The sequence below is a fragment of the Miniimonas sp. S16 genome (assembly GCF_057748195.1).
On sequence record NZ_CM173242.1, the window covers coordinates 2,184,098 to 2,210,739 of the forward strand.

Annotated in this window: 18 protein-coding genes; 8 read left to right on the top strand and 10 right to left on the bottom strand. The window is 75.2% G+C overall.

The window, feature by feature from the left end; translation table 11 throughout:
* Positions 1–95 precede the first annotated feature (95 nt).
* The 4 genes from AC3AQ1_RS09615 (at position 96) to AC3AQ1_RS09630 (ending at position 7,130) form a co-directional block, all read left to right on the top strand.
* Complete coding sequence (locus AC3AQ1_RS09615) at positions 96–4,037, top strand: CHAT domain-containing protein (RefSeq protein ID WP_159096481.1); 3,942 nt, start codon at positions 96–98, stop codon at positions 4,035–4,037.
* 26 nt (positions 4,038–4,063) lie between these two features.
* On the top strand, positions 4,064–5,293 hold the full coding sequence (locus AC3AQ1_RS09620) for a T6SS phospholipase effector Tle1-like catalytic domain-containing protein (protein WP_108718800.1): 1,230 nt from the start codon (positions 4,064–4,066) through the stop codon (positions 5,291–5,293).
* A 141-nt stretch (positions 5,294–5,434) separates the two neighbouring features.
* Positions 5,435–6,370, top strand: a complete 936-nt coding sequence (locus AC3AQ1_RS09625) for a PadR family transcriptional regulator (RefSeq protein ID WP_234417446.1) — start codon at positions 5,435–5,437, stop codon at positions 6,368–6,370.
* A gap of 283 nt (positions 6,371–6,653) precedes the next feature.
* Complete coding sequence (locus AC3AQ1_RS09630; protein WP_108718801.1) at positions 6,654–7,130, top strand: YybH family protein; 477 nt, start codon at positions 6,654–6,656, stop codon at positions 7,128–7,130.
* Positions 7,131–7,142: 12 nt separating this feature from the next.
* Here AC3AQ1_RS09630 and AC3AQ1_RS09635 read toward each other — a convergent pair whose 3' ends face one another.
* From AC3AQ1_RS09635 to AC3AQ1_RS09645, 3 genes are all read right to left on the bottom strand, one after another.
* Positions 7,143–9,674 carry a glycoside hydrolase family 31 protein gene (locus AC3AQ1_RS09635; RefSeq protein ID WP_108718802.1) on the bottom strand — a complete coding sequence of 844 codons (2,532 nt, stop codon included), beginning with the start codon at positions 9,672–9,674 and terminating at the stop codon, positions 7,143–7,145.
* A gap of 102 nt (positions 9,675–9,776) precedes the next feature.
* Entirely contained in the window at positions 9,777–10,202 is a 426-nt protein-coding gene (locus tag AC3AQ1_RS09640) for an FtsX-like permease family protein (protein WP_108718803.1), read from the bottom strand.
* 250 nt (positions 10,203–10,452) lie between these two features.
* Entirely contained in the window at positions 10,453–10,992 is a 540-nt protein-coding gene (locus tag AC3AQ1_RS09645) for a MarR family winged helix-turn-helix transcriptional regulator (protein ID WP_108718804.1), read from the bottom strand.
* 136 nt (positions 10,993–11,128) lie between these two features.
* On the opposite strand from AC3AQ1_RS09645, the gene AC3AQ1_RS09650 reads away from it, so the two are divergent.
* Positions 11,129–13,060 (top strand): ABC transporter ATP-binding protein, encoded by a 1,932-nt coding sequence (locus AC3AQ1_RS09650; RefSeq protein WP_108718805.1) that lies wholly within the window; start codon positions 11,129–11,131, stop codon positions 13,058–13,060.
* Positions 13,061–13,092: 32 nt separating this feature from the next.
* Here AC3AQ1_RS09650 and AC3AQ1_RS09655 read toward each other — a convergent pair whose 3' ends face one another.
* From AC3AQ1_RS09655 to AC3AQ1_RS09685, 7 genes are all read right to left on the bottom strand, one after another.
* Entirely contained in the window at positions 13,093–14,082 is a 990-nt protein-coding gene (locus tag AC3AQ1_RS09655; protein WP_108720120.1) for an aldo/keto reductase, read from the bottom strand.
* A 144-nt stretch (positions 14,083–14,226) separates the two neighbouring features.
* Positions 14,227–15,435, bottom strand: a complete 1,209-nt coding sequence (locus AC3AQ1_RS09660; RefSeq protein ID WP_159096482.1) for a PP2C family protein-serine/threonine phosphatase — start codon at positions 15,433–15,435, stop codon at positions 14,227–14,229.
* Between the two features lie 15 nt (positions 15,436–15,450).
* Positions 15,451–18,717 (bottom strand): lysylphosphatidylglycerol synthase domain-containing protein, encoded by a 3,267-nt coding sequence (locus tag AC3AQ1_RS09665; RefSeq protein WP_108718807.1) that lies wholly within the window; start codon positions 18,715–18,717, stop codon positions 15,451–15,453.
* 69 nt (positions 18,718–18,786) lie between these two features.
* Positions 18,787–19,656 carry a CPBP family intramembrane glutamic endopeptidase gene (locus tag AC3AQ1_RS09670; protein WP_108718808.1) on the bottom strand — a complete coding sequence of 290 codons (870 nt, stop codon included), beginning with the start codon at positions 19,654–19,656 and terminating at the stop codon, positions 18,787–18,789.
* A 124-nt stretch (positions 19,657–19,780) separates the two neighbouring features.
* Complete coding sequence (locus AC3AQ1_RS09675) at positions 19,781–22,336, bottom strand: heavy metal translocating P-type ATPase (protein ID WP_108718809.1); 2,556 nt, start codon at positions 22,334–22,336, stop codon at positions 19,781–19,783.
* Positions 22,333–22,710, bottom strand: coding sequence for a heavy-metal-associated domain-containing protein (locus AC3AQ1_RS09680; RefSeq protein ID WP_234417447.1), 378 nt, complete (start codon positions 22,708–22,710; stop codon positions 22,333–22,335). The genes AC3AQ1_RS09675 and AC3AQ1_RS09680 overlap by 4 nt, the downstream gene beginning before the upstream one ends.
* 59 nt (positions 22,711–22,769) lie before the next feature.
* Positions 22,770–23,051 carry a metal-sensitive transcriptional regulator gene (locus AC3AQ1_RS09685; RefSeq protein WP_108718810.1) on the bottom strand — a complete coding sequence of 94 codons (282 nt, stop codon included), beginning with the start codon at positions 23,049–23,051 and terminating at the stop codon, positions 22,770–22,772.
* A 190-nt stretch (positions 23,052–23,241) separates the two neighbouring features.
* Here AC3AQ1_RS09685 and AC3AQ1_RS09690 point away from each other — a divergent pair, with 190 nt between their 5' ends.
* The 3 genes from AC3AQ1_RS09690 to AC3AQ1_RS09700 are packed head-to-tail and all read left to right on the top strand — an operon-like array spanning position 23,242 to position 26,564.
* Positions 23,242–24,384 (top strand): DUF2330 domain-containing protein, encoded by a 1,143-nt coding sequence (locus AC3AQ1_RS09690; protein ID WP_108718811.1) that lies wholly within the window; start codon positions 23,242–23,244, stop codon positions 24,382–24,384.
* 10 nt (positions 24,385–24,394) lie between these two features.
* The gene (locus tag AC3AQ1_RS09695; RefSeq protein WP_108718812.1) at positions 24,395–25,483 is read left to right on the top strand and encodes a class I SAM-dependent methyltransferase; all 1,089 of its coding nucleotides are present in this window, start codon (positions 24,395–24,397) and stop codon (positions 25,481–25,483) included.
* Positions 25,484–25,505: 22 nt separating this feature from the next.
* Positions 25,506–26,564, top strand: coding sequence for a hypothetical protein (locus tag AC3AQ1_RS09700; protein WP_234417448.1), 1,059 nt, complete (start codon positions 25,506–25,508; stop codon positions 26,562–26,564).
* The last annotated feature ends 78 nt before the right edge of the window (positions 26,565–26,642 follow it).

A 26,642-nucleotide genomic window follows, 5' to 3' on the forward strand; every position in this document is an offset into this window, starting at 1 on the left:
CGTTGCCAGGCGGCGCGGCCGCGGGCCCGACCGCTGCGACGGACCTTCACCACACGCCGGGCCTGACGCCGCGGGGCGCCATGCAGATGGTCCCCTTGGCGTCGCTCGTCAGCGAGGACCTGCGCGCCGTGCCCGGGCCGACGCTGCAGGCCGCACTGGCGAGGCTCGCCGTCGAGCCTCGTGACCCCGCCGCCCGGCGCGACGCCGTCGTCGCCGCGCTCCTGGCCGGCGAACCGCGCCGTGCGCTCGCCCTGCTGCGGTCCGCGGGGAGCGCGGACGCGGTACCGACCACCCCGCGCTGGGGGGCGCCGGCGCGCTCGTCGCTCTCCCCGCGTGTCGTCGCGGCGCTCACTGCGTGGGCGCAGCAGCTCGAGGCCAACTGGTACCCCGGCAACGTCGGAGGGGTGTTCCGACGGTTGGACGAGCTCAGCGTGGTCGTGCCCACCCCGGGCACTCCGGAGGAGGAGCTGCTCGAGCGCGTCGTCGCCCAGGGGCCGCCCGCCCTGCTCGCCGCGCGGGTGCTCGTCGAGGGCGCGGTGCGCTCGGGCGACCCGGTCCTGGGCCAGGTGCTCGGCAGTGCGCTCGGACAGCTCGACGACCTCGCCTCGTGGGCGTCGAGCCGCGGCGAGCAGTCGCTGGCGTGGTGGGCGGCGCTCGCGGGTGCCGACCTCCTGCGCCGCGCCCGGGACCCGGGCTGGTTCGACCGGCTCCAGGTCGCGCGCTCGTCGGCCGTCGACCCGGTCCAGACCTCGCTCACCTTCCTCGTCGAGGGCGACGCGTACGGCACACCCGGGTCGTCCGCGGAGGCGATGGGCTGGGACCTCGCCCCGCAGCCGACCCCACCGCCCGCCTTCGACCTGCTGGGCTCAGCGCGGTGCTGGGGAGCGGCCCGCGCGCTCCTCGGTGCGCGCCAGGACGTCCCGCGGCTGTCCGCCGCGATCGCGCTGCGGCACGCGCTGCTCGCGCGGGCAGCGGGCCGCGACGGCGAGCGCCTCGCCGAGCTCGACACCGCGCTGTCGTGCGCACGGGCCGCGGGCGACGGCGCGCTCGAACGCCTCGTCCTCGTGCACCGCGTGATCGCCGACGTCGACGCCGGGCGCCTCACCCAGCACGCCGTCGACCTCGGTGGTGGCTGGCGGCCGCCGACCACCGGGCCGATCGCCGACGTCGTCGCGTGGGGCGGCTCGGTCGGCAGCCGCAGCTGGTGCGTGGGGCTCTCGCTGCTGCTGGAACGGTTCGCGGGCTCCTGCTATGCCGGAGGCAGCCCGGCGCGCGGCCGGGTGGCGGCGACCGCGGCTGCGGTGGTGCGCGCCGTGGATCCGGACTTCTCCCCGCGCCAGGTGCTCGGTGCGATGGCGCAGGCGGACTCGGCATCCAACCTCGCGGTGAACGCGCAGCTGCGGCTCGAGCGCGCGTTCGGGTCGATGCTCTCCGCGCCGCCGGCGTCCGGCGCGGCGGCTCGCGTGTCCGCTGCTGCGGGGTCGGCTGCCGGCGACCGGACGCCGGCGCCCGCCGGCGCCTCGTCCGCGAGCGGTGCCGCGGCGGCGCCAGGTGCCGATCCGCCGACGGCGCCCGTGCTGGACGACGCGTTCGTCGCCGCCGTCGAGGAGCGCAGCAGCGCCGCGACCGTGCTCGTCGACGCGCTCAACCGCCGGCTGCGCGGGCCGTCCGCCGCGCAGGTCGCCGACCGCCTGACCCTGCTCCGCGACCAGGTGAGCGCCGTGGTCGAGGCGATCGACGCCGTCGTGCCTCCCGACGACGCGCCCCTGCCGGCCACGCCCGAGGAGCTGCAGCGGCGCTGGGCCGAGCTGACCGCGGGCGGCGTCGGGGCGGCGGACCCCGCGGCGATGCGCCTGTTCACGGCGCGGATGGTGCGGCGCTCGGCGCGCGAGGCGACCCGGCTCGCCGAGGCGCTCACGCCGCTCGCGTGCGCCGAGGTGGCGCTCGGGTCGGGGCGGCCGGACGTCGCCGAGCAGTACCTCGACGCCGCGGCGGTGGCCGCGGTACACCCCGACGCGCCCGCCTACCTGCTGCCCGTGGTGCTCGTCCGCTCGCGCCGCCTGGACCGGGCGCGCGAGGTCATCGCCGAGCGGGCGACGGCGGGCAGCCTGCCGCTCCCGGTGGTCGCCACGCTCGCGGCGGCGGCCGGCGACCACCAGCGGGCCGCCGCCGCGCTCCAGGCGATGGACGCCGCAGGTGCTGTCGGCCCGCTCACGTGGCAGGACGCGCTGCCGCGGGCCGAGGTCGAGCTCGCGCTCGGTCGCGTGGCGCAGGCGTGGGACACCGCGCGCGCCGGGGTCGCGCAGCTCGAGGCGTTCGTCGCCGAGCTCGTCCGGGACCCCGACCGTCTCGACGCGTGCGACCAGCCCGACGTCGCCGCGCTGTACGGGGTCCTGGCCCGGGCGGCGCTCGCCGTGGGCGGACCGCAGGCGCCGTCGCTCGCGCTCATGTCGGTGGAGCGGTTGCGGCTGCTCAGCGCCGGCGTGGGCGTCGAGGGCGACGGCGACGGTCGCGCACCCGGCGGCGGATCCGACGGCGCTCCCGACGCTGGTGCCGATGCCGACGGCGCTCCTGACGCCGACGTGACCCTGCACCGCTGGCGGCGCGCGGCGGCCGACTACTCGGTGGCGGCCGGTCGCGTCCTCGCGCGGGTCGCCGGAGCCGGCGTCGCGGACGACGCGTTCGCCGACCTCGACGCCGCCGACGCCGCGCTCGCCGGCGCCGAGCGCGACCTGGACGCGCGTCGTCCGGGCATCCTGCTGCGCCGTGCGGCACCGCGGCAGCCCGAGGACCCCGACGCGATCCGCGCGCGGATGCCGCCGGACACCGTGCTGCTGGAGTACCTCACCACGAGCGACGAGGTCCTCGGGTGGGCCGTGACGCGCGAGGGGGTGCGCACGACGACGACCCCGTGTCCGCGGCGCGAGCTCGCCGAGCTCACGCGTCGGCTGCACGCGTCGTGCGCGGCCGGGCACGCCGACCCGGCGGCGCTCGCGCAGGTCTCCGAGCTCGTGCTCGGGCCCTGGCGCGCGGAGCTGGACACGCACGAACGCGTGGTCGTCGTGCCGTTCGGATCGCTCGCCGTCGTGCCGTTCCACGTCCTGCGCACGGGCGGCGTGCCGCTCGCGGCGACGCACGTGGTGTCCTACGCGCTGCGCGCGACCGATGCGTTCGGGCCCGACGCCGAGGCACCGGTCCGCGCGCGACGGCCGCTCGTCGTCGGCGATCCCGCGTTCGACCCGGCCGCTCGGCCGGGGCTGCGGCGCCTGCCAGGCGCCGAGGCGGAGGCGCGCGCCGTGGCCGCCGCGCTGGGGCTCGGGCCCGGCGCGCTGCTGCTCGGGGACGCCGCCACCGAGGCTGCCGTCACCGCGCGTCTGGACGCGAGCGACCTCCTGCACGTCGCGAGCCACGGCCGGCTTGACGAGCTCTCGCCGTTCGCGTCCGCGCTCGTGCTCGCCGGACCGGACGAGCTGACGGTGTCCGAGATCGCGGGCGAGCGGTTCGGCACCGACCTCGCGGTGCTCACCGGGTGCGATACCGCGCGCGGCACCGCGACGCTCGGGGGGGACCTCGTGGGGCTCACGCGGGCGCTGCTGCGCTCGGGCGTGCGCCGCGCGATCGTCTCGATGTGGCCGGTCGACGACGTCGTCGCGCCCGTCCTCGTGCACGCGCTCTACCGCAGGCTGGCCGACGGCGAGCCACCCGCCCGCGCGCTCGCGCTCGCCGGGCGTGAGGTCGCCTCGCTCGACGCCGATGCGCTGCGCGGGGCGGCCCAGGGGCTGGGCGTCGACGTGGCGGAGCGGCGGGGCGTCCGGCGGGGTGGCGGGGTCGGCGCGGGGGTCGGCGCGGGAGCGGGCGCCGGGGTCGGCGCGGGAGCGGGCGCCGGGCTCGGGACCGGGACCCGTGCTGGGGTCGGTGCCGGGACCGCGCTGCTGCGCGGCCTGCTCGACGACCCGTCGCTGCGGGACGAGGACGAGCCCGAGGCGCTGGGCGGCGACGCCGAGCGCTACTGGGCGCCGTTCGTGCTGGTCGGATGAGGTCGCGAGAACAGCGGGAGGACGCGATGAGCGAGACGGTGGGTGTCGGTGGGCCGAACGTGGGAGGTGCGCGCTCGCCGTCGGGCCGCAACCTCGTGCTGTGCCTCGACGGCACGACGAACGAGCCGGAGAAGCCGTGGACGAACGTCGTGCGGCTGTACTCGGTGCTGCAGCGCGACGATCGGCAGCTCATCCACTACGACCCGGGCGTGGGCACGATGGGCTCGCGCGGCGCGTGGACGCGGCTCGGCCGGTTCTTCTCCAAGCTCGGGCAGATGGCGATGGGTCACGGGATCAAGGACAACGTCGAGGAGGCGTACGGCTGGCTCGTGGACACCTACGAGCCGGGCGACCGGATCTTCGTGTTCGGGTTCTCGCGCGGCGCCTACACGGCCCGGGCGGTGACGGGGATGCTCGCGACGGTCGGCCTGCTGCGTCCGTCGGCGCGCAACCTCGTGCCGTACGCGGTCAAGCTGTGGGCGAAGACGCCGCCCGACGAGGCGAGCCCGAAGCGCAAGGCGTACTGGGACACCACGCGGCGGTTCACGCGGACCTTCGGCCGCCCGACGGCGGAGTTCACCACGCGTTTCGAGACCGTCGAGCGCCAGGTGCGGTTCCTCGGCGTGTGGGACACGGTGAAGACGGCCGGCGTGTTCGGCTGGGCGGGCTGGCGGCCGGGGTTCGTCCAGGCGCGCTGGCCCTACACGCGCGACCTCGTCAACGTCACGACGGCGCGGCACGCCATGGCGCTCGGCGAGCGCCGGTTCCACTTCCCGGTGTCGCGGTTCGCGGCAGACTCCGCACCCACGCCCGCGGTGCTCAAGGACGGGACGCCCGTGGTGGCCCCGGGCCCGCTGCCGCGGCTGCAGGAGGTGTGGTTCGCGGGGACGCACGGCGACGTGGGCGGGGACGCGGAGGTCGCCGACATCGCGCTGGACTGGATGGTGCGCGAGGCCGTCGCGGCGGGGCTGCTTGTCGACGCGCGCAAGTACCGGGAGGCGATCGGTGTCGCCCGCGAGCGCGGCGGGCCCGACCTGCCGCCGTTGCCGCGCGAGCGCTGGTCGGCGCCGCTGCACGCGAACTCCGCCGTCTGGTGGGTGCTCGGTGGGTTCCGCTGGGGCACGCGCGTGGTGCTCGACGGCGACGACGTCCACGAGTCGGTTCTTGCGCGGCGGGACGCGACGGCTGGGTTGCCGGGGTCGCAGCGGTACGCGCCGCGGCTGCCGGAGCTCATCGAGGTGGTGCGGACGCGCTGAGCGGTCCGCTTTCCTGCGGGGAGGAGGCTTCCGCGCGCTCGGAGACTCAATAGCGATACATCGTTGACAGTCGGGTGAGTGGTGGCGCACGATATGTCGGTACCGATCGGACAGCCGATCAGACGATCCAAGGAGAACGAGATGCGTGACCACGACACGATGAGTCAGTACCCGGGTGAGCACCCGGAACAGGGCCCCCGACGCGGGGGCCGACCGGGACGGCGCGGCGGCTTCGCCGGCGGCCCGGGGATGCGGGCGTACGGCCCGCAGTCGGGCGACCCGCGCGGCGGGTTCGGACCCGACGACACGGACTGGGGCACCCCCGGTGAGCACGGTGAGCCCGGCGGCGAGGGGTTCGAGGACGTCCGTGACGCCGACGAGCGCGGTGGTCGCGGGCGCGACCGGGGCGACCGAGGCGACCGAGGCCAGCGCGGTGAGCGGGCCGGCCGCGGCGGGCGCCGCGGCCCGTTCGGCTTCGACCCCGAGGCGTTCGGCCCGGGGTTCGTCCCCGGCGTGGGACCGTTCGGTCCCGGCTTCGGCCCCGCCTTCGGCCCCGGTGCGCACCGCGGCTTCGGCCCCGGTGGGCGGGGCGGGCACGGCGGACCCGGGGGACCCGGTTCCCGACGTGGCCGCGCCCGCAAGGGTGACGTCCGGCTTGCGCTGCTCGCGCTGCTCGGTGAGGCGCCGTCCAACGGCTACGGCCTCATCAAGGGCATCGAGGAGCGCAGCGGTGGCGTCTGGCGCACCAGCCCGGGCTCGGTCTACCCGACGCTCGCCCAGCTGGTCGACGAGGGCCTCATCGCCCCGGTCGAGAACGGCTCCGGCGGCGGCGGCACGCAGTACACCGTGACCGAGGCGGGCACCGCGTACCTCGCGGAGCACGCCGCCGAGGTCGAGCGGATGTGGACGCCGGTCGAGGAGCACTGGGCCGAGATGGGCGACATCCTCGTCTCGGGCCGCAAGCTCATGACGGCGCTGCGCCAGGTGGCCTCCGACGGCACGGCCGAGCAGCGCAAGGCCGCCGCCGAGAAGATGGACGAGCTCCGTCGCGAGCTCTACCGGATGCTCGGCGAGTAGACCCCCGGTGGTCCGACGACCACCCGCTGCCGCACGGCAGAGCACGAACCCCGGCGCACGGCGCGCCGGGGTTCGTCGCGTTCCGGGCGTCCCGTTCGGTCCCGTCCGGCCCCTTCCGGCCGCTTCCAGCCCTCCTCCGCGAGCATGCGGTGGTGTGCTCGACGGGCGCGTTCGAGCTGCCAGGCGCATTCTCGGCGAACCCGGCCGGCTCGACCGATGAGTCCGTGCGCGCGAGCCGGTCAACCGGGGGAGCACCCGACACCGACGAGACGCAGGAGCCACGATGAGCGACCACCCCGCACCCGACCACGTGATCCGCGCCGACACCGCGAGCGACGCCGTCGTGCAGCTCGCCCGTGCCTACTCCGAGCGCGCCGGCGCGCTCGACGTCGACGCGTTCCTCACGCTCTACGACCCGGACGTCGTGGTCTTCGACCTCGCGATGTCGGCGTCGGGCGTCGGCCTGGACTCCTGGCGCCGCGGCGTCGAGTCCTGGTTCGGCATGCTCGAGCCCGGGCAGCGGAACATCGCCGAGATCACCGATGTCACCGTGCTCGGCGACGGCCCGGTCGTGGCCGCGCACGCCCGGGCGCGCTACGCCGTCGAGGGTGGCGAGGCCGGCGACGGCGAGGACGCCTTCGCGATGATCAACCGCCTGACGTGGGTGGTCCGCCAGGGCGACGACGGCGTGTGGCGCATCGTGCACGAGCACACCTCGGCGCCGATCGAGCTCGAGACCGGGAAGGCGATCTTCGGCTGATCGCCAGGGGCGTCAGTCGGCGTGCGCCGCGTGCACCGACGCGAGCTCGACGATCGCGGCGCGCAGCACGTCGGGAAGATCGGGCACGGTCGAGAGCTCCTCGACGAGCGGCACGCCCGACAGCCGCTGCGTCGCCGACCACGCCCGCTCCTTCGCGTGGAACGGGATCTCGGCGGCGTCGAGCAGCGCGAACGCGTCGTCGGCGAGCGAGTTGCGCCGGGGGCGGACGCCGCGCACGTGCAGGCGTACGCCGTCGCCCAGGTCGAGCTCGCCCAGGTCGAGCCGGAGCGCGGGGCCGAGGATCGCCGTCGGGTCCTCGGCGGCGAGCGATGCGGGAGCGCCCACCGCGGCGCCGCCGCCCACCACGGAGCCGGTGCCCTCGAGCGGTCCGTCGATCCGCTCACCCCCGGCGCGCGCCAGCTCGACGGCGTCCGCGCCGGCGGGGCCGACGAGGTCGACCGTGATCCGGCGTCGGGTCAGCACGCCCGGTCCGGTCGGCGCCGGGATGCTCAGCGTGACGTCGAGCGCGTCGTCGACGGTCTCCCACGCGAGGTCGAACCGCGTCTGCTGGCGGTCGTCCGCCGTGGGCGACCCCGCGCCGTCGTCCTCCACGAGCACGAAGGTGCCGCGCCCCGACGTCCCGACCCGGCCGGGGAAGACGCGCACCACGAGCGCCTCGGGGTTGCGGTCGACCGGCGCGAGGGGGTCGGCCGCGAGCGGGAGCACCGTCCCGGTCCGGGCGAGCACGGGGATCGTGTCGAGCCCGCGGTGCATCGTCACGCGGCGCCCGCCCGCGTAGGTGGCGCCGGTGAAGAGGTCGGTCCACTCGCCGTCGGGCAGCCAGACTCCCGTCGCGGCGAGGTGCGCCGACGGATCGGCGGGCGTGATGACGGGCGCGACGAGCAGGTCGGGCCCGAGCAGGTACTGGTCGCGGGCCTCGAGCGCCGCGCCGACGTTCGGGGCGTCGTGGTACATCGGGCGCACGACGGCGACGCCGTCCGTGTGCGCGGACCATGCGGCCGAGTAGAGGGCCGGGACGAGCAGGTGACGCAGCCGCAGGAACCGCGACATCACGGCCTCGGCGCGCGGGCCGAACCGCCACGGCTCCTTGGTGTTGAAGGCGCTCGCGGAGGAGTGCAGCCGGTTGATCGGCGAGAACACGCCGAACTGGTACCAGCGCACGGCGAGTTCGACGTCGCGCACGCCGAACATGTGGCCGCCGATGTCGTGGCTCCACCACGTGTAGCCGATGTTCGCGGCCGTGGCCGTGAAGTAGGGCTGGAACGCGAGCGAGGCCCACGTGGTGATCGTGTCGCCGGAGAAGCCGACCGGGTAGCGGTGGCTGCCGAGGCCGCCGTAGCGCGAGAACGTGAGGGGGCGGCGGCCCTCGGGGTGCTGCGGGGTCGAGCGGCCGGAGTCGGTGAAGTGCAGGTGGTTGAGCATCCACAGCGGGTCGAGGCCGGGAATGTTGGTGACGCCGCCGGACTGCCAGTCCAGCCACCAGAAGTCCACGCCCTCGGCCTCACGCGGGTGGTGCACGTGGGTGAAGTAGGCGTCGACGAAAGCGCGGTCGGTGATGTCGAACGGCACCGGCACGCCCGACTCGGGATCGAGGCCGAGCGCGCGGGCCACCGCGGGGTAGGCCTCCTCGTGCCGCCGGATGCCGTCGGCCGGGTGGACGTTGAGCGTGACGGCGAGGCCACGCTCGTGCAGCGCGCCGAGGAAGCGCGCGGGGTCGGGGAACAGGTCGCGGTTCCACGTGTAGCCCGTCCAGCCCGTGCCCAGCTCGGGGTCGACGTCCACCACGTGCCAGTCCATGTCGATGACGGCCACCGAGAACGGCAGGCCGCGGTCGCGGAAGTCGTCCATCAGCGCGACGTACTCGGGCTCGGAGTACGGCCAGTAACGGCTCCACCAGTTGCCGAGCGTGAACCGCGGCACCAGCGGGACCGGGCCGGTGAGGCGGTGGTAGTCCGTGAGCGCGGCGCGGAAGTCGCGACCGTACGCGAACAGGTACAGGTCGAGGCCGCCGCCCGTGCGCGGCTCGATCCAGCCGTCCTGCGACATGAGCACCGAGCCGGAGTCGTCCAGCACCGTGAAGCCGTGGGCGGCGAGCACGCCGGGCTCGAGCGGGCACGCGCCGTCGACCTCGTCGAGCGTGCGCGCCGTGCCGCCGAGGTTGCCGCGCAGCGGGAGCGTGCCGGGGATCTCCTGGCCGTAGCGCCACGTCGCGTAGTGCGCGTCGGGGGCGCCGCGGTGCAGCGCGACCGAGAGGCCGGCCGTGGAGAACCGCTCCTTGTCGTAGACGAGCTGCACGTGCTCGGTGCGGATGCTGAGGCGCTCGCCGTCGTCGTCGACGTCGAGCCACGGTGGGTCGAACGCGCGGCTCACGACGGCCTGCGTCGGGCGGTCGACGAACACGCCGTCCGGGTGCCACTCCATCCGGATGAGGCGGCTGGTCAGCGCCGTGAAGCGGTAGGTGGGGCCTGTGACGACGGCGTCGGGGTGGGCGGGCGCGGGGCGCCCGTCGGACATCGCGACCATGCCGTCCACCCTACGGGGCGGGCCTGGTGGTGCGGCGGCAGGTGCGATGCTGGGTCGTCCGCAGCGGGAGGCGTCCCGTCCACCACGGTCGAGGGCCGGCCGTCACGGGGTTCGCAGGACTGTGACCGAGTCCTGCCAGGCGGCCGACATCGCGGGTGCGAGCGCACCCACCGTCGCTGCCAGGACTGCGAGTATCGCGATCGCCGAGGTGAACTCGACGCTCACGTGCGTGCCGGTGACCTGGAGCCAGAACGACGTCACGCCCGTGCCCACCAGAGCACCCAGGACCGCGGCGGTCGTAGTGCGGCCGACCACGATCGTGACGACGGCCCAGCGGGGGGCACCGAGGGCGCGGCGGCGTCCGATGTCGGTGCGGCGGACGAGCGTGTCGGCGAGCACGACGACCGCAACGAGGAGTGTGCCGGCGCCGAGGACGAGGAGGAGCAGACCTCGGCCGAAGGAGGCGAGGTCACCCACGATCTCGCCGCGCAGCTCGGCAACGGTGACGGGGGAGCGAACCTGAAGCACCGTGGGTCGCTCGCGCCGACGAGGGCGAGAACCGCCACGCCAGCGCCCACTACACCCTCAACTGCGAAGGGCAGTTGCCCTCGCGCAACCGGACACCGAAGACCGCGGACTTCACATGACAGACTCTGACTTACCGAATGCCCTTCTCCAGGCACGAACAGGACCGTCGACAAGTCCCATCGTCCCAGGCCAGAGGGGCATTCGCGTCTCACGACCCACCCACCACACCGGCGGATCCGGGTCGAGAGACCTACGGGCGCGGGTCCTCCGGCAGCAGCCGCCGCAGCAGGTCCGCCAGGGTGGTGCGCTCGTCCCGGTCCAGCGGCGCGAGGAACGCCTCGGCCGACGTGCGCCACACCCGCTCGACATCGACGAGCACCGCGCGGCCCTCGGGCGTCGGGACGACCTCGACGGCGCGGCGGTCGGTCGCGCTCGGGCGGCGCTGGACGAGGCCGCGGTCCTGCAGGCGGTCGATCACCTCGGTCGCCGAGCGCGGCGCGATCCGCAGGGCGGCCGCGATGTCGGCGAGGCGGGGGGCGGGGGAGGGTGCGCCGTCGGGCGCTGACTGGGCCTCGGCGTCGGGCGCTGGCTGTAGCTCGCCGTCGGGCGCGTGCCGGCCGGGCCCGCGACCGCCGCCGTGTCCGTGACCGGCGACCGCGCGCAGGGCGCGCGCCTCGTGCGGTGTGAGGTCGAGCGCGGCGAGGCCGTCACCGGCGGAGCGGCGCAGGGCGCGGGCGACGGCGAGCACGAGGTCCGTCTCGGGGACGCCGGTGTGGCCGTGGACCGTCATGCAGCCGAGCCTAGGGTCGGCGGACCCTGGCCGGGACGGGTCAGAGCATTGACACTCTGCCTCATTGTGAGGTAACCTCAGGATATATCTCCCGAACGATGACACGTTCCCACACTCGAAAGCCTGGTGATGCGCCATGACAGCGCCCACGATCCCGACCTCCTCCTCTCCCGCGTCCCACGCCCCCGGCGTCTCGGCCGGCCCTCGCTCCGGCGGCTCCGGCGGCGCGCACGGCGGCCCCGGCCGCGGCAACCCGATGACGCGTGAGCCGCTCCGGCGTGATCCCGCCGACCTCGCGCAGCTCCGAGCGCACCCCGTCTCCTACCGGCGGATCGCCAGACTGTTCGCTCCGCACCGGGGGCGGCTCGCCGTCGTCGTGCTCCTCATCGTCGCGTCGTCGCTCATCGGGCTCGCGACGCCGTTCCTCACCAAGGCCGTCATCGACGACGCCCTGCCCCACCAGGACCTCGCGCTGCTGGTGCGGTGCGTGCTCGCGCTCGTGGCGGTCGCCGCGGTGACCGCCGTGATCGGGGTGCTGCAGACGTGGCTCGCGACCGGGGTCGGGCAGCGCATCATGCACGACCTGCGCACCCGCCTCTTCGGCCACCTGCAGCGCCAGGACCTCAACTTCTTCACCCGCACGCGTGCGGGTGAAGTGACGAGTCGGCTGACCAACGACGTCGCCGGCGTGCAGGGCGTGGTGACCTCCAGCGCGACGTCCGCCGCCGCCAACGTCACCACCGTGATCGGCTCCCTCGTCGCGATGCTCGCGCTGAGTTGGCGCCTCACGCTCATCTCGCTGCTCGTGCTCCCCGTCGCGATCGTGGTGAGCCGCAAGGTCGCGGCGCTGCGCCGTGACGTCACCGCGCGGCGCCAGGCCGCGCTTGCCGACCTCAACGGTCAGGTCGAGGAGTCGCTGTCGGTCTCGGGCGTGCTGCTGTCCAAGACGCTCGGCTCGGGCCCCTCGCTCGCGTCCCGCTTCACGGAGGCGAGCCGCGGGATGCTCGGCCTCGAGGTCGCGGCGCAGCTCGCGGGTCGGTGGCGGATGGCCACGATGACCGTGGTGTTCGCCGCGATGCCGGCGCTGCTCTACCTGGCCGCCGGGCTGCCCGCCACTGCCGGTGGCATGACGATCGGCACGCTCGTCGCGTTCACCGCGCTGCAGGGCGGGCTGTTCCGGCCGCTGCAGGGGCTGCTCGACGTCGGCGTCCAGCTCACCGCCTCCACCGCGCTGTTCTCGCGGCTGTTCGAGTACCTCGACCTGCCGGTCGAGATCGACGACCCGGCCGACCCGGTGCCGTTCCCCGCGGACCGGGTGCGCGGGTCCGTGACGTTCGACGACGTCACGTTCCGCTACCCGGGCGCCGAGCGCGACGCCGTGTCCCACGTGTCGCTGGCCGTCCCGGCCGGCGGGCACCTCGCGCTGGTCGGGGCGACGGGATCGGGCAAGACCACGCTGTCCTCGCTCGTCCCGCGGTTGCACGACGTCACGTCCGGCGCCGTGCGGATCGACGGCGTGGACGTGCGCTCCGTGCGGCTCGCAGACGTCGCCGCGGTGGTCGGCGTCGTGTCGCAGGAGTCCTACCTGCTGCACGCCACGGTCGCGGAGAACCTGCGGATGGCCAAGCCCGACGCGACCGACGCCGAGCTCGTGGCGGCCGCGCTCGCGGCGCAGCTGCACGACGTGATCGCTGCGCTTCCGCAGGGGTACGACACCGTGGTGGGCGCGCGCGGGCACCGGTTCTCGGGCGGCGAGCGGCAGCGGGTCGCGATCGCCCGGACCTTGCTGCGGGACCCGCGGGTGCTCGTGCTCGACGAGGCGACCTCGGCGTTGGACAACACGACCGAGCGGGCCGTGCAGGTCGCGCTGGACGCGGCCCGGGCGGGGCGCACGACGATCACGATCGCGCACCGGCTCTCGACGGTGCGCGACGCGGACGTGATCGCGGTGCTGGACGGCGGGCGCGTCGTCGAGCACGGCTCGCACGCCGAGCTGCTCGCGCGGGGCGGCGCCTACGCGCGGCTGGTGCGGGACGCGGGCACGACGGCGGGGCTCACCGCCGCCTGACCCGCCGGGCCACCCTCGCGAGAGGACGAAGATCACCTCGCGGAGAGGGCGGCCTCCACCGCCGCGATCTCGTCCGCGGAGAGGTCCGGCGCCGACGCCGCGGCCACCGTCCCGAGCAGCTGCTTGCTCGAGGACGCCCCGACGATCGCCGACGTCACCCGGCCCCCGCGCAGCACCCACGAGATCGCGAGCTGCGCGATCGTCTGCCCGCGCCCCTCGGCGATCGGCCCGAGCGCGCGGACCTTCGCCAGCCGCTCGGGCGTGAGGTGCTCGCTGCGGAAGTACCGGCCGTCGTGGCCCGCGCGGGAGTCCTCCGGCACGCCGTCGAGGTATCGGTTGGTCAGCAGCCCCTGCTCGAGCGGCGAGAACACGATCGAGCCGACCCCCTCGGCGTCGAGCACGTCCAGCAGCGAGCGCTCGTCGGCGGAGTCGTGCGCGCCGGGCTGCTCGATCCAGCGGTCCAGCATCGAGTACCGCGGCTGGTGGATCGTCAGGGGCGTGCCGAGCTCGCGCAGGATCGCGGCGGCGCGGGCGGTGTCGGCCGCGTTGTAGGACGAGATCCCCACGTACAGCGCCTTGCCCGCGCGCACGATCGCGTCCAGCGCGCCCATCGTCTCCTCGAGCGGGGTGTCGGGGTCGCGACGGTGGCTGTAGAAGATGTCGACGTAGTCCAGGCCCATCCGGCGCAGCGACTGGTCCAGCGACGCCACGAGGTACTTGCGCGACCCGCCGTCCCCGTACGGACCGGGCCACATGTCGTAGCCCGCCTTCGAGGAGATGACGAGCTCGTCGCGGAACGGGCGCCAGTCGCGCGCGAGGTGCTGGCCGAAGTTCTCCTCCGCGGCGCCGTACGGCGGGCCGTAGTTGTTCGCGAGGTCGAAGTGCGTCACCCCGTGGTCGAACGCGGTGCGCAGGATGTCGCGCTGCGTCACGCGGTCGTTGGCGTCGCCGAAGTTGTGCCACAGGCCGAGCGAGACGCGCGGCAGGCGGAGACCCGAACGCCCCGAAGGCGAGTACGCCATCGCGAGGTACCGGTCGGGGGCAGGGGTGTAGGCAGGGAAGACGTCCACCCCGACATGCTAGGGACGTTCGGCCGCGGCACGCGTGGGCCGTGCCCGACGGCGAGCACCCGTCCGCGCATCGGCTCGGCCGCGGCGGCGCGCCGGTCAGGACTGCGTGACCCAGACCCCGACCGCCGTCGCGGCGAACGCGACCAGCACGAGGCCGAGCCACAACCGCTCGCGGATCGTCATCGGCCCGGGGGCCCGCGCGTCGTCGCCCTCGTCCCCATCGCGCTCGCGGGCGGCAACGTCAGGCTTCCCGTCGGCGGCCGGGTCCTCCGACGGCGTGTCCCCCGCCTCGGCGGCACCGCCCGCCACGTCAGCCGACGGCGCCGCGGCCGACGCCGACGCGACGGCGACGTCGTCGCCTGGCTGCGCCCCGCCGTCGGACGCGTGCGCGGCGTCGACCGGACGTCCGGCCGGCTCGGTCGCCGTCGGCGGCGCCGGAACCTGCCCCGGCTGCCACGCGGCGAAGGACGCCTCGAGCACCGCGCGCGCCTGGTCGGTGAGGTGCTCGGGGGTGAGGTCCGCGCCGAGCGTGAGCACGCCGTCGGGCATGTGGGGGGAGGCGCCGTCGGCAGCAGCGAGCTCGCCCTCGTCCCGCGGGACGACGTCCAGCACGATCGCGGTCACGTTGTCCCGCGTCCCGACCTCGAGCGCGAGCGCCACCAGCCCCTCCGCCGCCTCGTGCGCGTCCCCGGACGCGAGCACGGGGGCGAACGCCTCCTCGGTGACGTAGTCCGAGAGCCCGTCGCTGCACAGCAGGATCCGGTCCCCGACGGCGACCTCCGCGGTCCGGCCGACGTCGGGCAGGTCGTCGCCGGTGTCGTCGATGGAGCGCAGGATGACCGACCGGAACGGGTGGTTGCGGACCTGGTCCGGGCTCAGCCGGCCGGTCTCGACGAGCCGCTGCACGTGCGTGTGGTCGGTGGTGAGCTGCGTGAGCACGCCGTCGCGCAGGCGGTAGATCCGGGAGTCGCCGATGTGCACGAGCTTGATGCCGGCGGGGGTGTCGGCGAGGGCGACGAGCGTGGTGCCCATGCCGGACATCTCGGGATCGGCGTGCGACATGGCGCGCAGGGTGTCGCGCGCGTGCTGCACCGCGTCGGTCAGAGTGACCGCGGCGAGCCGCCCGCTGCGCGCCAGCTCGGTGAGGGCCCGCATCACGACCGCCGAGGCGACCTCGCCCGCCGCGTGCCCGCCCATCCCGTCCGCGAGCGCGACGAGGCGCGCGCTGACGAGCGCGGAGTCCTCGTTGTTGGTCCGCACGGTCCCCAGGTCGGTGGCCGCGGCGGCGCGGAAGGAGACGGACATCCTCGCCATTCTCCCCTACACCAGGTTGCGCTTCTGCAACCAGCGCAGCGCGAGCCAGCCGAGCGGGACGCGGATCCAGAACGTGAGCAGCCGGAACACGAACGCGCTCGCGAGCGCGGCCGCCGCGCCCACGCCGGCCGCCCGCAGGCCCGAGCTGAGCGCGAGCTCGACGGTGCCGATGCCGCCCGGGGTCGGCACGGCCGACCCGGCCGCGTTGCCGGCCAGGTAGACGATCGCGAGCGACGTGAGCGGGATGCTCTCGCCGAACGCCGCGAGCGTGCAGCCGAACGCGGCGATGTAGCCGACGGTCATCACGAGGTTGCCGCCCAGACCCATGAGCAGGCGGCCGGGCTGTCCCACGACCCACACGAGCCGCGGCCAGATCTGCTGCAGGGTGGGCCGGATCTTCGCGAACACCCACGTGCGCACGCGCGGCAGCAGCAGGCCGACGCCCACCGCGGCCGCGATCGCCGAGACCCCGATCACGACGGCGCCCGACGGCAGCGTGTCCAGCGCACCGGAGGAGCCGGTCACCAGGGCGATCCCGATGAGCAGCAGGATCGTCGTGACGAACTGGGAGACCTGCACCAGCGCGACCGTGGCGACCGCCATCGGGGTGTCGAGCCGGTTCTTCTGCAGGAACCGCAGGTTCATCGCGGCCGGCCCCACGCCGGCGGGCGCGACCAGCGCGACCACCGAGGCCGCGATCTGGACGAGCGACGTGCGCCAGAGCGACAGCCGGACCGGCGCGAACGCCACCAGGCCCATCGCCGAGCCGACGTAGGTGAGCAGGCCGAGCACGAACGCCGCGGCCAGCCAGGCCGGGTTCGCCTCCTGCACGTACTCGACCATCTGCTGCAGGTTGAACGACGTCAGGACGAGCCAGCCGGCGACGGCGGCCACCGTGACCGTGACGATCGTGCGCACCGAGAACCGGCGCATCTGCATCGGCTGGACGTCCGCGACCGTCGGGATGACGCCGACGAGGATCTCCTGGACCTCCGCGAGCACCTTCTTGTTCTTGCGGGCCTCCGCGCGCGTGCGCTCGGGGAGCGCGACGGGCTGCAGGATCGGCGCGATCGCGATGAGGTCCTCGCGCGTCAGCGTGCGCGCGGCGCTCGCCATGGCGCGCTCGGCGCCCACCCGCAGGGCCAGCAGCGCCAGCAGGTGCGCGAGGTCGAGCCTCCGCGCGAGCTCGGGGGAGGACACCTCGCCCTGGGTCCAGCCGGTCAGGAGCACCTCGTCGTCGGCGTCGAGCAGGATCGCCTGGTCGTCGAGGTTGCGGTGTGCGAGGCCGGCGGCGTGCGCGGCCCGGACCTGCGCCCAGATCCGGTCCAGCACCTCGTCGGTGAGGTGGCGCGTCTGCACGTCGGCGAACGTGCGCGTGCCCGAGACGTGCTCGGACACGAGGATCGCGGAGTCCTGCTCGGTGGTCAGCCCGCGCAGCGTGGGCGTCCGCACGCCCGCGGCGTCCGCGGCGTAGGACATCAGTGCGGCGCGCTCGACGGCGGCGCGCAGCGACACCACCGTGCGGGTGCGCAGGCCGCGCAGGCGGATCGCGGACCAGAACGCGGCGAGCGCGCCGACGACCTGCCGGTCGCCGTCGAGCACCCCGACGTCCCAGACGCGGCCGGAGGAGTCGCGCACCGAGTAGATCCGGTTCTCCCCCTCCTCCTCGCCGATCACGGCGGTCGCGGTGCGCAGCGGCGGGCGGCCGCGCTCGGCGGACGTGGACCGGGTGCCGTGGGTCGTCTGTGCCTGCGTCGCGGCGGGCGGGATCTCCTCGGTGATCACGGGGATCTCGGAGGAGAAGTCCCACGTCGTGGTGAGGCGTTCGCGGGCGCTCGCTGCCGTCGTGGGGCCGGCCGCGGCGGCGTGCGGCTCGTTCGCCGGCGCGCCCACGACGGCGGGGCGCGCCGCCGCGGTCGGGTCGCCCGTGCCGTGGCTCGCCTCGCGCAGGGTCGCGTCGTGCGCAGGGGCGCGCTCGCCGTCGGGCGCGTCCTCGTGCTGCTCACCGCCGGCCCACGACGCGGACTCGGGTTCGCCGTCGGGCGCGAGGTCGGCGGACACGCCGCTGTCGGTGACGTACCCGATCGGGTCGTCGGTGACGACGACGACGGGCTCGGCGCCCTCGATCGGGCGCCCGTCGATGATGCGCAGGACGCGCACGGGGTCGATGCCGCAGCGGCGCAGCGCACCGACGAGGTGCTCGCCGTAGGCGCGGTCGCCGAGCACGCCGGTGAGGTACCGCGCCGCCATCCCGACCGTGCGGCCCACCAGCACCGAGGTGAGGGCGCCCGGCAGCGTCATGCCGTTGCGCAGGACCTGCAGCACGAGCGTGACCCAGAGCAGGTTCCAGGTCCACGCGACGAGGCGGCGATGGTCGGTCGAGCCGGTGACGGTGAGCAGCGCGGCGAGCGCCGCGATGCCCGGGACGAACGAGGTGCGCGGCGTCGTGACGGTGGTGACGCCGTCGATGAGCGCCTGCGAGCCGAACGTCGTCAGGGCCCACATCGCGGCGACCGTGAGCAGCGCCGCGATCGTCGCGGCGACGATCGCCTCGAGCACGAGCCGCGGCTGGCGGCGGATCAGGCGCTCGACGACGACCGCGGCCGGCAGCAGCACCGTCACGACGCCCTCGAGGAAGTTGACCGGGGCGAGCAGGACGGCGCGCAGCGCCGCCGGCAGCGCGTTCTGGACGTCCTGGGTCACGCCCTCGGTCGTCGCGTGCGCGAAGACCGCGAGCAGGAGCACGACGGCGATCCCCACCACCGCGACGACGGCCGCGACCAGGTCGCCGGGTCGTCGCAGGCGGTAGACGGGCAGGTCGAGGATCGTCACCTCGCGCTCGGGCGCGGGTGCGCCGGTGGAGAGCTGCGGGAGGCGACGCACGATCTCGGCGGTCTCGCGCTCGAGCGGGGGTTCGGGGGTGGTGGGCGCGTCGGGGTCCGCGTCGGCGTCCGCGTCGGGCTCCGAGCGCTCGCCGGCGGCGTCGGCCTGGGGTTCGGGCTCGCCCCGGGGCTCGGGCTCAGGCTCAGGCTCGGGCTCGCTGATCGCCCCGCCCTGGGGCTCGGGCTCGGGCGAGTCCTGCGGGTCCGGCTCGGTCTCGGCTCCGGGAGAGGTGGGCGTGGTCGCCGACGGGTCGCTCGCCGTCGGGCGCCGGACCGAGGGGTGCGAACCGGCGGCGCCGATCGACGCCTCGAGGGCGGCGCGGTCGAGCCGTTCCGTCGGCTGGTAGCCGGGGACGCCGGAGGTCCGGTCGCTCTCCGGCTCGTGGCTCACCCTGGTGAGTGTAGGTCGGCGTCTCCTCGCGCCGTCGGAGGCGACCGTGGACCGCGGTGCGCGGCGGACTCAGGCGAGGCCGAGCGCGGCGAGCCACGCGTGCGGGGCGAGGGCGTAGCCGACGAACGCGACGACGTCGATGAGGGTGTGGGCGATCACGAGCGGCAGCACGCGTCGGCCCCAGGACGGCACGAGGTAGTACCAGGCGAACAGGACGCCCATCGCGACGTTCCCGATCGCCATCCCCGGTCCCTGGTAGAGGTGGTAGCTGCCGCGCAGCAGGGCGCTCGCGACAATGATCGCCACGACGCCCCAGCGCAGGTCCCTGAGCCGCTCGACGAGGTAGCCGACCACGACCGTCTCCTCGAGGAAGGCGTTCGCGAGGGCCGCGAGGACGAGCACCGGCACGGTCCACCAGAACGCGCCGAGCGCCGCGGGCTGGACCTCGACGGTGATGCCGAGTGCGCGACCGGCGAGGTAGACCCCGAGTCCGGGGATGCCGACGGCGGCGGCGAGGCCGATCCCGTGCAGGAGGTCACGGCCCGGCTGCGCGAACGTGAGCCCGATGCGCCGCATCGCCGAGCGCCCGTTCGCAGACAGCAGGTAGAGCGCCAGCAGGGCGGGCAGGGCGAGGAAGACGATGCGGCGCAGCTGGTACAGGAGGTCGAGCCACGGGCGCGCGTTGATCGTGGTGTTGATCGCCGCGGTCTGCTCGCCGAGGGGCACGTCGATCGTGTAACGGTCGACGAGGTTGAGGATCGCGTAGGTCGCGCTGCCCAGGACCGTGACGCCGAGGACGAGCCAGACCTCGTAGGTCCAGCGGCGGCGCTGCGCCCCGGTGGACGGCCCTGGTGCCAGCGCGGCGAGCGCCTCTCCCGGTGGCACGGCGACCCCGCGCGCAGGCGCGCCGTCGGGGGAGGGTGGGCTCGCCGTCGTCATGCGTGGGTTCTACCACTGTCGACTCGACGTCGCCTGGATGCGCCCCCCGATCCCGACCCCTCGCGAGAGGACGAGGATCCTCTCGCGAACGGACGGAAACCCTCTCGCGAAAGGCTGACCGGCGTCAGGGGGCGCGGCGCAGCCGCAGCGAGTTGCCCACCACGATCACCGAGCTGGCGGCCATCGCCGCACCCGCGATCATCGGGTTGAGCAGTCCGAGCGCCGCGAGCGGGATCGCCGCGACGTTGTACGCGAACGCCCAGAAGAGGTTCTGCTGGATGATCCGCAACGTCGCGCGGGACAGGGCGATCGCCGTCGGCGCGGCGCGCAGGTCGCCGCGCACGAGCGTGAGGTCGCTGGCCTCGATCGCGACGTCCGTCCCGGTGCCCATCGCGAGCCCGAGGTCGGCCTGCGCCAGGGCGGCGGCGTCGTTGACGCCGTCGCCCACCATCGCCACCACGCGCCCCTGCGCCTGCAGCCGCTGCACCTGCTCGACCTTGCCCTCGGGCAGCACGCCCGAGACGACCTCGTCGATGCCGACCTCCGCCGCGACCGCACGCGCGGCCGCCTCCTGGTCGCCCGTGAGCAGCACCGGCGTGATGCCGAGCGCCCGGAGCTCCTCGACCGCCTCGCGCGACGTCGGCTTCAGCGCATCGGCCAGCGCGAGCACGCCGCGCACGATCGGCGCGCCGGCGCTCGCGCCGGAGGCGGCGTCCGCCCACGCGACCACCACCGTGGTCGCGCCCGTGGCCTCGAGGCGCGCGACGGCGTCGCGCACCGCGTCGGAACGGGACGCGTCGGCCACGGCGTCCGTACCCGACCCGCCGCCCTGTGCGGCGACCCACGAGGGCCGCCCGACCACCACGGGCAGCGCGACGCCGTCCAGCGTGACGCTCGCGCGCACGCCGAACCCGGCCTCGTTGCGGAAGTCGGTGACCTCGGGCAGCGCGCGCGAGGCGGACCCCGACTGCGTCGCGGCCGAGCGCGCGGCCGCCGTGATCGCACGCGCGATCGGGTGCTCGGACGAGGCCTCGACCGCGCCGGCGACGGCGAGCACCACCTCGGGCTCGGCGCCCTCCGTGGGCACGACCTCGGTCAGGCTCATCCGGCCCTGCGTGAGCGTCCCCGTCTTGTCCAGCACGGCGACGTCGACCCGGCGGGTCGCCTCGAGGATCTCCGGACCCTTGATGAGGACGCCGAGCTGGGCGCCCCGACCCGTGCCGACCAGCAGCGCCGTGGGCGTCGCCAGGCCGAGCGCGCACGGGCACGCGATGATGAGGACGGCCACGGCGGCCGTGAACGCCGCCTGCACCTCGCCCGTGTCCAGGCCGCCGGACGCGGCCCCGACGGCGAGCCACACCCCGAGCGTGACCAGCGCGATCGCGATCACCACCGGCACGAAGACGGCCGAGATGCGGTCCGCGAGCCGCTGCACCGGCGCCTTGCCGGTCTGCGCACGGGTGACGAGCCGGCCGATCCGCGCCAGGGCGGTGTCCTTGCCCACGCGCGTCGCGCGCACCAGCAGCGCGCCCGCGGTGTTCACGGTCGCGCCGGTCACGGCGTCGCCCGGCCCGACGTCCACCGGCACCGGCTCACCCGTGAGCAGCGAGGCGTCGACGGCGGACGTGCCCTCGACCACCTCGCCGTCGGTCGCGACCTTCTCGCCCGGCCGGACGAGGAACAGGTCGCCGACGGCGAGCGACGCCGCGGGCACGGAGCGCTCCGTCCGCGCGCCGTCGGGTCCGACGAGGACGAGCGTCGCGTCCTTCGCGCCGAGCTCGAGCAGCGACCGCAGCGCGTCGCCCGAGGCGCGGCGCGCGCGGAACTCCGCGTACCGCCCCGCGAGCAGGAACGTCGTCACGACGGCGGCGACCTCGAAGTACAGCTCCGGGCCCGCGCCGTGCGCGTCGCTGAACCGCGGGATCAGCGTCGGCGTCATGCGCATGCCGATCTCGCCGGCGCCGCCGAGCAGCAGGGCCCAGAGCGACCAGAGCGTCGCTGCCACGACGCCGAGCGAGACCAGCGTGTCCATCGTCGAGGACCCGTGGCGCGCCGCGCGGAACGCGGCGGTGTGGAACGGCCAGGCGCCCCACGTCACGACCGGCAGGGCGAGTGCCGCGACGAGCCACTGCCAGCCGGCGAACTGGAGGGCGGGCACCATCGAGAGCGCGACGACCGGCACCGTGAGGATCGCCGAGGCGATCAGCCGGGGCCGCAGGACGTGGCCGCGGTCGGGCGTGGGGGCCGAGGTGTCGGCGTCGCCCGTGTGGCCGGCGTGGTCGCCGTGGCCCGAGAGCGCGTGCTCGACGTCGGCGGCGGAGGAGGGCTCGCCGTCGTGCGGGTGGTCGTGGTGGGTGTGGTGGTGATCGCCGGCCCCGTCGGCGTCCCCCGTGAGATCGGTGCGCTCGGTGACGCGCGCGGTGTAGCCCGCGGACTCGACGGCGCGCAGGAGGGCGGCGTCGTCGGTCGGCGCGGTGAGCACCACGTGCGCCGTCTCGAGCGCGAGGTTCACCTCGGCGGTCACGCCGGGCAGGCGGCCCAGCTTGCGCTCGACGCGTGCGACGCAGCTCGCGCACGTCATGCCCTCGACGGCGAGCTCGACCTCGGCGACCGGCGCCGGCTCGGCGGCGGTCGCGGAGCTGGTACCGGCGGACGAGTGCGGGTCGGCGTGGGTCGTCATACCGCGCTCCCGTCGGCCCCTTCGCCGCGCTCGACCGCCTCGCGCGTGGTGAGCTCGACGCGCTGCGGTCCCTGGCCGCCGTCGGCGGTGCCGTAGACCTCCTCGCGCGCGTCGGCGAGCTGCGCGAACTCCTCCTCGGGGGTGCGCACGTCCACGCCGGTCACGTCGTAGCCGGCCTCGTTGATCGCGCTGCGCAGGGCGTCCTCCGGCAGCGGCTCGGAGGACAGCAGGGTGACGCGGGACGTGCCCCCGTTGTGCAGCTCGACGCTGACGCGGGTGACGCCGTCGACCGTCTCGAGCTCCTTGGTCACGGCGCTCACGCAGTGGCCGCAGGTCATGCCGGTGACGTCGAGGGTGGTGAGGGTGGTGGACACGATGTGCTCCTGTTCGTGGGGATGGTTCTGTGCGGGTGTGCCGGTGGGGGGTGGCCGAGTCAGCTCCGGACGAGCCGCGCGATGGCGTCGGCCGCCTCGCGGACCTTCGCCTCGCCGTCGGCGGTGGAGTGGCGCGCCGCCTCGACGACGCAGTGACCGAGGTGGTCCTCGACGAGGCCGAGGCTCACCGCCTGGAGCGCCTTCGTCACCGCGGCGACCTGCGTGAGCACGTCGATGCAGTACACGTCCTCCTCGATCATCCGGGCGATCCCGCGCACCTGGCCCTCGATGCGACGCATGCGGCGGGTGTACTCGTCCTTGGTGCCGCTGTAGCCGGGCATCGGACCTCCTTCGCTCCCGCTCACCATATACCCCCCAGGGGTATTGTTCAAGGGCGACGGCGGGCGTGAACGGCCGGCCGCCGGCGCCCGATCCGCGTCCTCGGGCGGCAGCCGTCACGATTTGGTGAAGATCCTGAGGCCGCCTCGGCTGCGGTTCGGGCCCACCTGTGACGTCCAATAGCGTGTCCGCATGACAGCCCGCCGCGCCGCTGCAGCCCGTGTCTCTCGCGCGCGGCGCCCGAACGGGATCGCCCGTGCGGCGGCCGTCGCCGGCGCCGTCGCCGTCCTCGGCGGCTCGCTCGCCGGCCCCGCCGCGGCAGCGGGCGGCGTCACCACCACCGCCGGCGAGCTCGGCGTGATCCGCCAGGAGGCCGCGATGGCCCTCGTCGACGGCAACGAGCACCTGGTCATCGATCTCAACGTCACGGGCGAGCTGGACGCCGGCACCGGCGGGATGCTGCTGGTCGCGACCCCCTCCCAGCCGACCGTGACGCCGCTGGCCGACGACTCCCTGCTGGACGCGTTCCGGTCCGCCACGGCGCCGGTGGAGATCGTCGAGGAGCGGTGGTGGCCGGACCTGGAGAGCTTCTCCGGAGCCGCCGACGAGGTCGACCCGGGCGATCAGCCGGTGCTCCCGCTCGTCGCGGACGAGACGGGCGGGGTGTACGGCCTGGGCCCCGCGGGCGGCAACGACGTGGCCGAGTGGTTCACCGCGCGGGGCTACGCCGTCTCGCAGGGGATGCTCAACGCCATCAACGCGTACGCGGCCGGTGGCTGGTACTTCACCGCGATCGGGTTCACGGCGAGCCCGACCGGAGCGGTCGACCTCGCGGACGGCGCCGAGGCGGACGACCGCACGGTCGAGGCGCGTCTGCCCGCCGTCGAGCTCGTCTTCCCCACGGGGGAGCTGGTCTACCCGATGCTGCTGTCCGCCGACAGCAGCGACGCGCTCGAGCTGCGCACCTACGTCCTCGGCGCCGAGCGGCTCGACCGCACCGACCCGATGCGTGGCCTGTCCAAGGTCTCCTTCGCGGGCGCCGTGAGCACCTCCGTCGAGCCCGGGCTCGCGCCGTGGCTCGACCCGCTCGGCGGCAGCGGCTACATCACGGCCGTGGACCAGACCTTCACCAGCCCCTCCCGGATCTCCTCCGACATCCGGTTCGCCACCTCGGGCTACGGCGACGTCACGCCCGAGCCGGTCACGGTGGCCGAGCGCAAGATCCTCCTCGGCATGCCGGCCGGTCCCGTGCTCGTGTTCGGCGGCATGGTCGTGCTCGCGATCGTCGGGATCGTCGTGTCCCGCGTCCTGCAGGCACGCGACGACGAGCGGTAGTCCCGACGCCGTGACCGAGGTCGTGCTCACGGTGCTCGCGGGTGTGGCCCCGGCCGCGCAGCGCGAGCTCGAGCGGCTCGGGTGGGGGCCGCAGCCCACCGGGACACCGGTCGCGACGGCCGTACCGGTCGCGACGGCCGAGGAGCTGCGCGTCACCCTCCCGCGCTCGGCCGAGACGATGGCTGCGCTCCAGGCTCTGCGCACCGTGGTCGCCGCGTTCCTCGTCGTCACCTCGCCCGCCCCCCGCCCCACCGGCCTGCTCGCCACCGCCGCGGTTCGCGCCTTCGCCGAGGCCCTCGAGGCGATCGCTTGGCAGCGCCCCCGCGTGCGCTTCCACGGCCTGCGCCTCGAGGCCGCGGGCGCGCACACGCCCGAGATGGGGCGCCTGGCGACCGAGCTCGCCGAGCTCGCCGACGTGCCCGTCGACGACGACGACGGCGACCTCGTCGTCCGCGTCCGGCGTGCGCCTGATCGAGGGTGGGAGCTTCTCGTGCGCACGACCCCCCGCCCGCTGGCGACGCGCGCCTGGCGCACCGAGTCCTACCCCGGCGCGCTCAACGCGACCATCGCGGCGGCGGCGGTCGACGAGCTGGGGGTCTCGCCGTCGGACGCGTTCGCCGACCTCATGTGCGGCTCCGGGACCCTGCTCATCGAGCGGATGGCGCGCGGACCCGCGGCTCGGCTGCTCGCCGCCGACGCCTCGGCGCACGCGATCGACACCACGCAGCGGCACCTGCGGGGCGCCCGCGTGCGCGGCCGGGTCGAGACGCGCGTGAGCGACGTCGCCGCGCTCGCTCGAGACGGTGGGACGCCCGACGGCGAGCCCACCCTCGCGGGCGCGTTCACCACGGTCGTCGCGAACCCGCCGTGGGGGGAGCTGTGGGGCGAGCACGCGACCAACGCGACGCTGTACGCGGACCTGCTGGACGCCGTCGACCGCCTGGGGACGCGCGAGGTGCGTGCCGGGGTGCTCACGCACGACATCCGGCGCTTCGAGGCGGTGCTGGCCGACGATCCGCGCTGGCGGGTCGTCGCGATGCCGCAGTTCTTCGCCAAGGGCCACCGGCCACGCCTGTTCGTGCTCCGGCGGGCGGACTGACCACAGGGCCTACGCTGCCCCGATGACCAAGGTGTACAAGGCGCCGCTCCTGCCGCGGCTGATCCTTCTCGTGGCGGGAGCGTTCGTCATCGTCCTGATCTGCGTGAATGCGCTGCCGCAGGAGCTGCCGCGCTCGCTCGGCGGGCTGAACCAGCGCCGGCTGATCTCCCTGCTGATCGCACTGGTGCCGGTTGCGCTGGTCGCCTGGTGGACGCTCGTGTGGCAGAACCGCTCGCTCGCGGTGACGCCGACGGCGGTCGAGGTGCGGCGCGGGAGCAAGGTGAGGCAGCAGTTCGACCGCGCCACCACCCGGTTCGGCTCGCATGTGACGCAGCGGCGGTCCTACGGGATGAAGACCGGCGCCGTGCGCAGCCTCGTGGCGATGCCGCAGGGCGCGTCGAGGCCGGTGCAGGTCACCGTTCCCGGGCTGTCGAAGAACGACTTCAACGAGCTGTACGCGAGCCTCGTGCCGCTCGACGTGCCGCATGCGCCCGCTCAGGCGCAGGCGCCGGCCGCCCCGTGGGCCGCGCCGGGTGGCGTGCCGGCGTCGCCGTCGCAGGCGCAGGCGCCGGCCGCACCGTGGGCGGCGCCGGGGGGCGCTCCGGCGTCGCAGCTCCAGTCGCAGCTCCAGTCGCAGTCCCAGTCCCAGTCGCCCGCGGCGGCCCCGTGGGCCGCCCCCGGCGCGACGCCGCAGCAGCAGCCGGGCGGCCAGCCCGCCTTTCCCCAGCCCGGCGCGGGACAGCCGGCGGGTGCCACCCCGAGCTCGTTCGCGCCACGTCGTGACTGGGCCGGCGGCTCCGGGCGCAAGGTCCCCGAGCGCATCGACGTCTCCGCGGGTCTGCTGGTCGTGGACGGCGAGCAGTTCCCGTTCGCCGCGCTGCGCTCCATCCAGCTCACGCCCCCGGCGTACGACCGCCGCACGCTGACCGTGCGGGCGAGCGACGGCGGCACCCGCAGCTGGTCGCTCGGCCGCAACGGGAGCGACGAGGAGACCCCCTGGTCGACCTACACCGGGCTCATCGACGCGCTCCGGCATGCCGCGGTGGGCTACCCGGGCCTCGTCACGTTCGACCTCGGGTAGCACCCGTCCCTCACCTCCCGGAGGTCGTCGTGTCCCGCCGCGTGCCCCGCCCTCTGTTGCCCCGGACCGCCGCGCTCT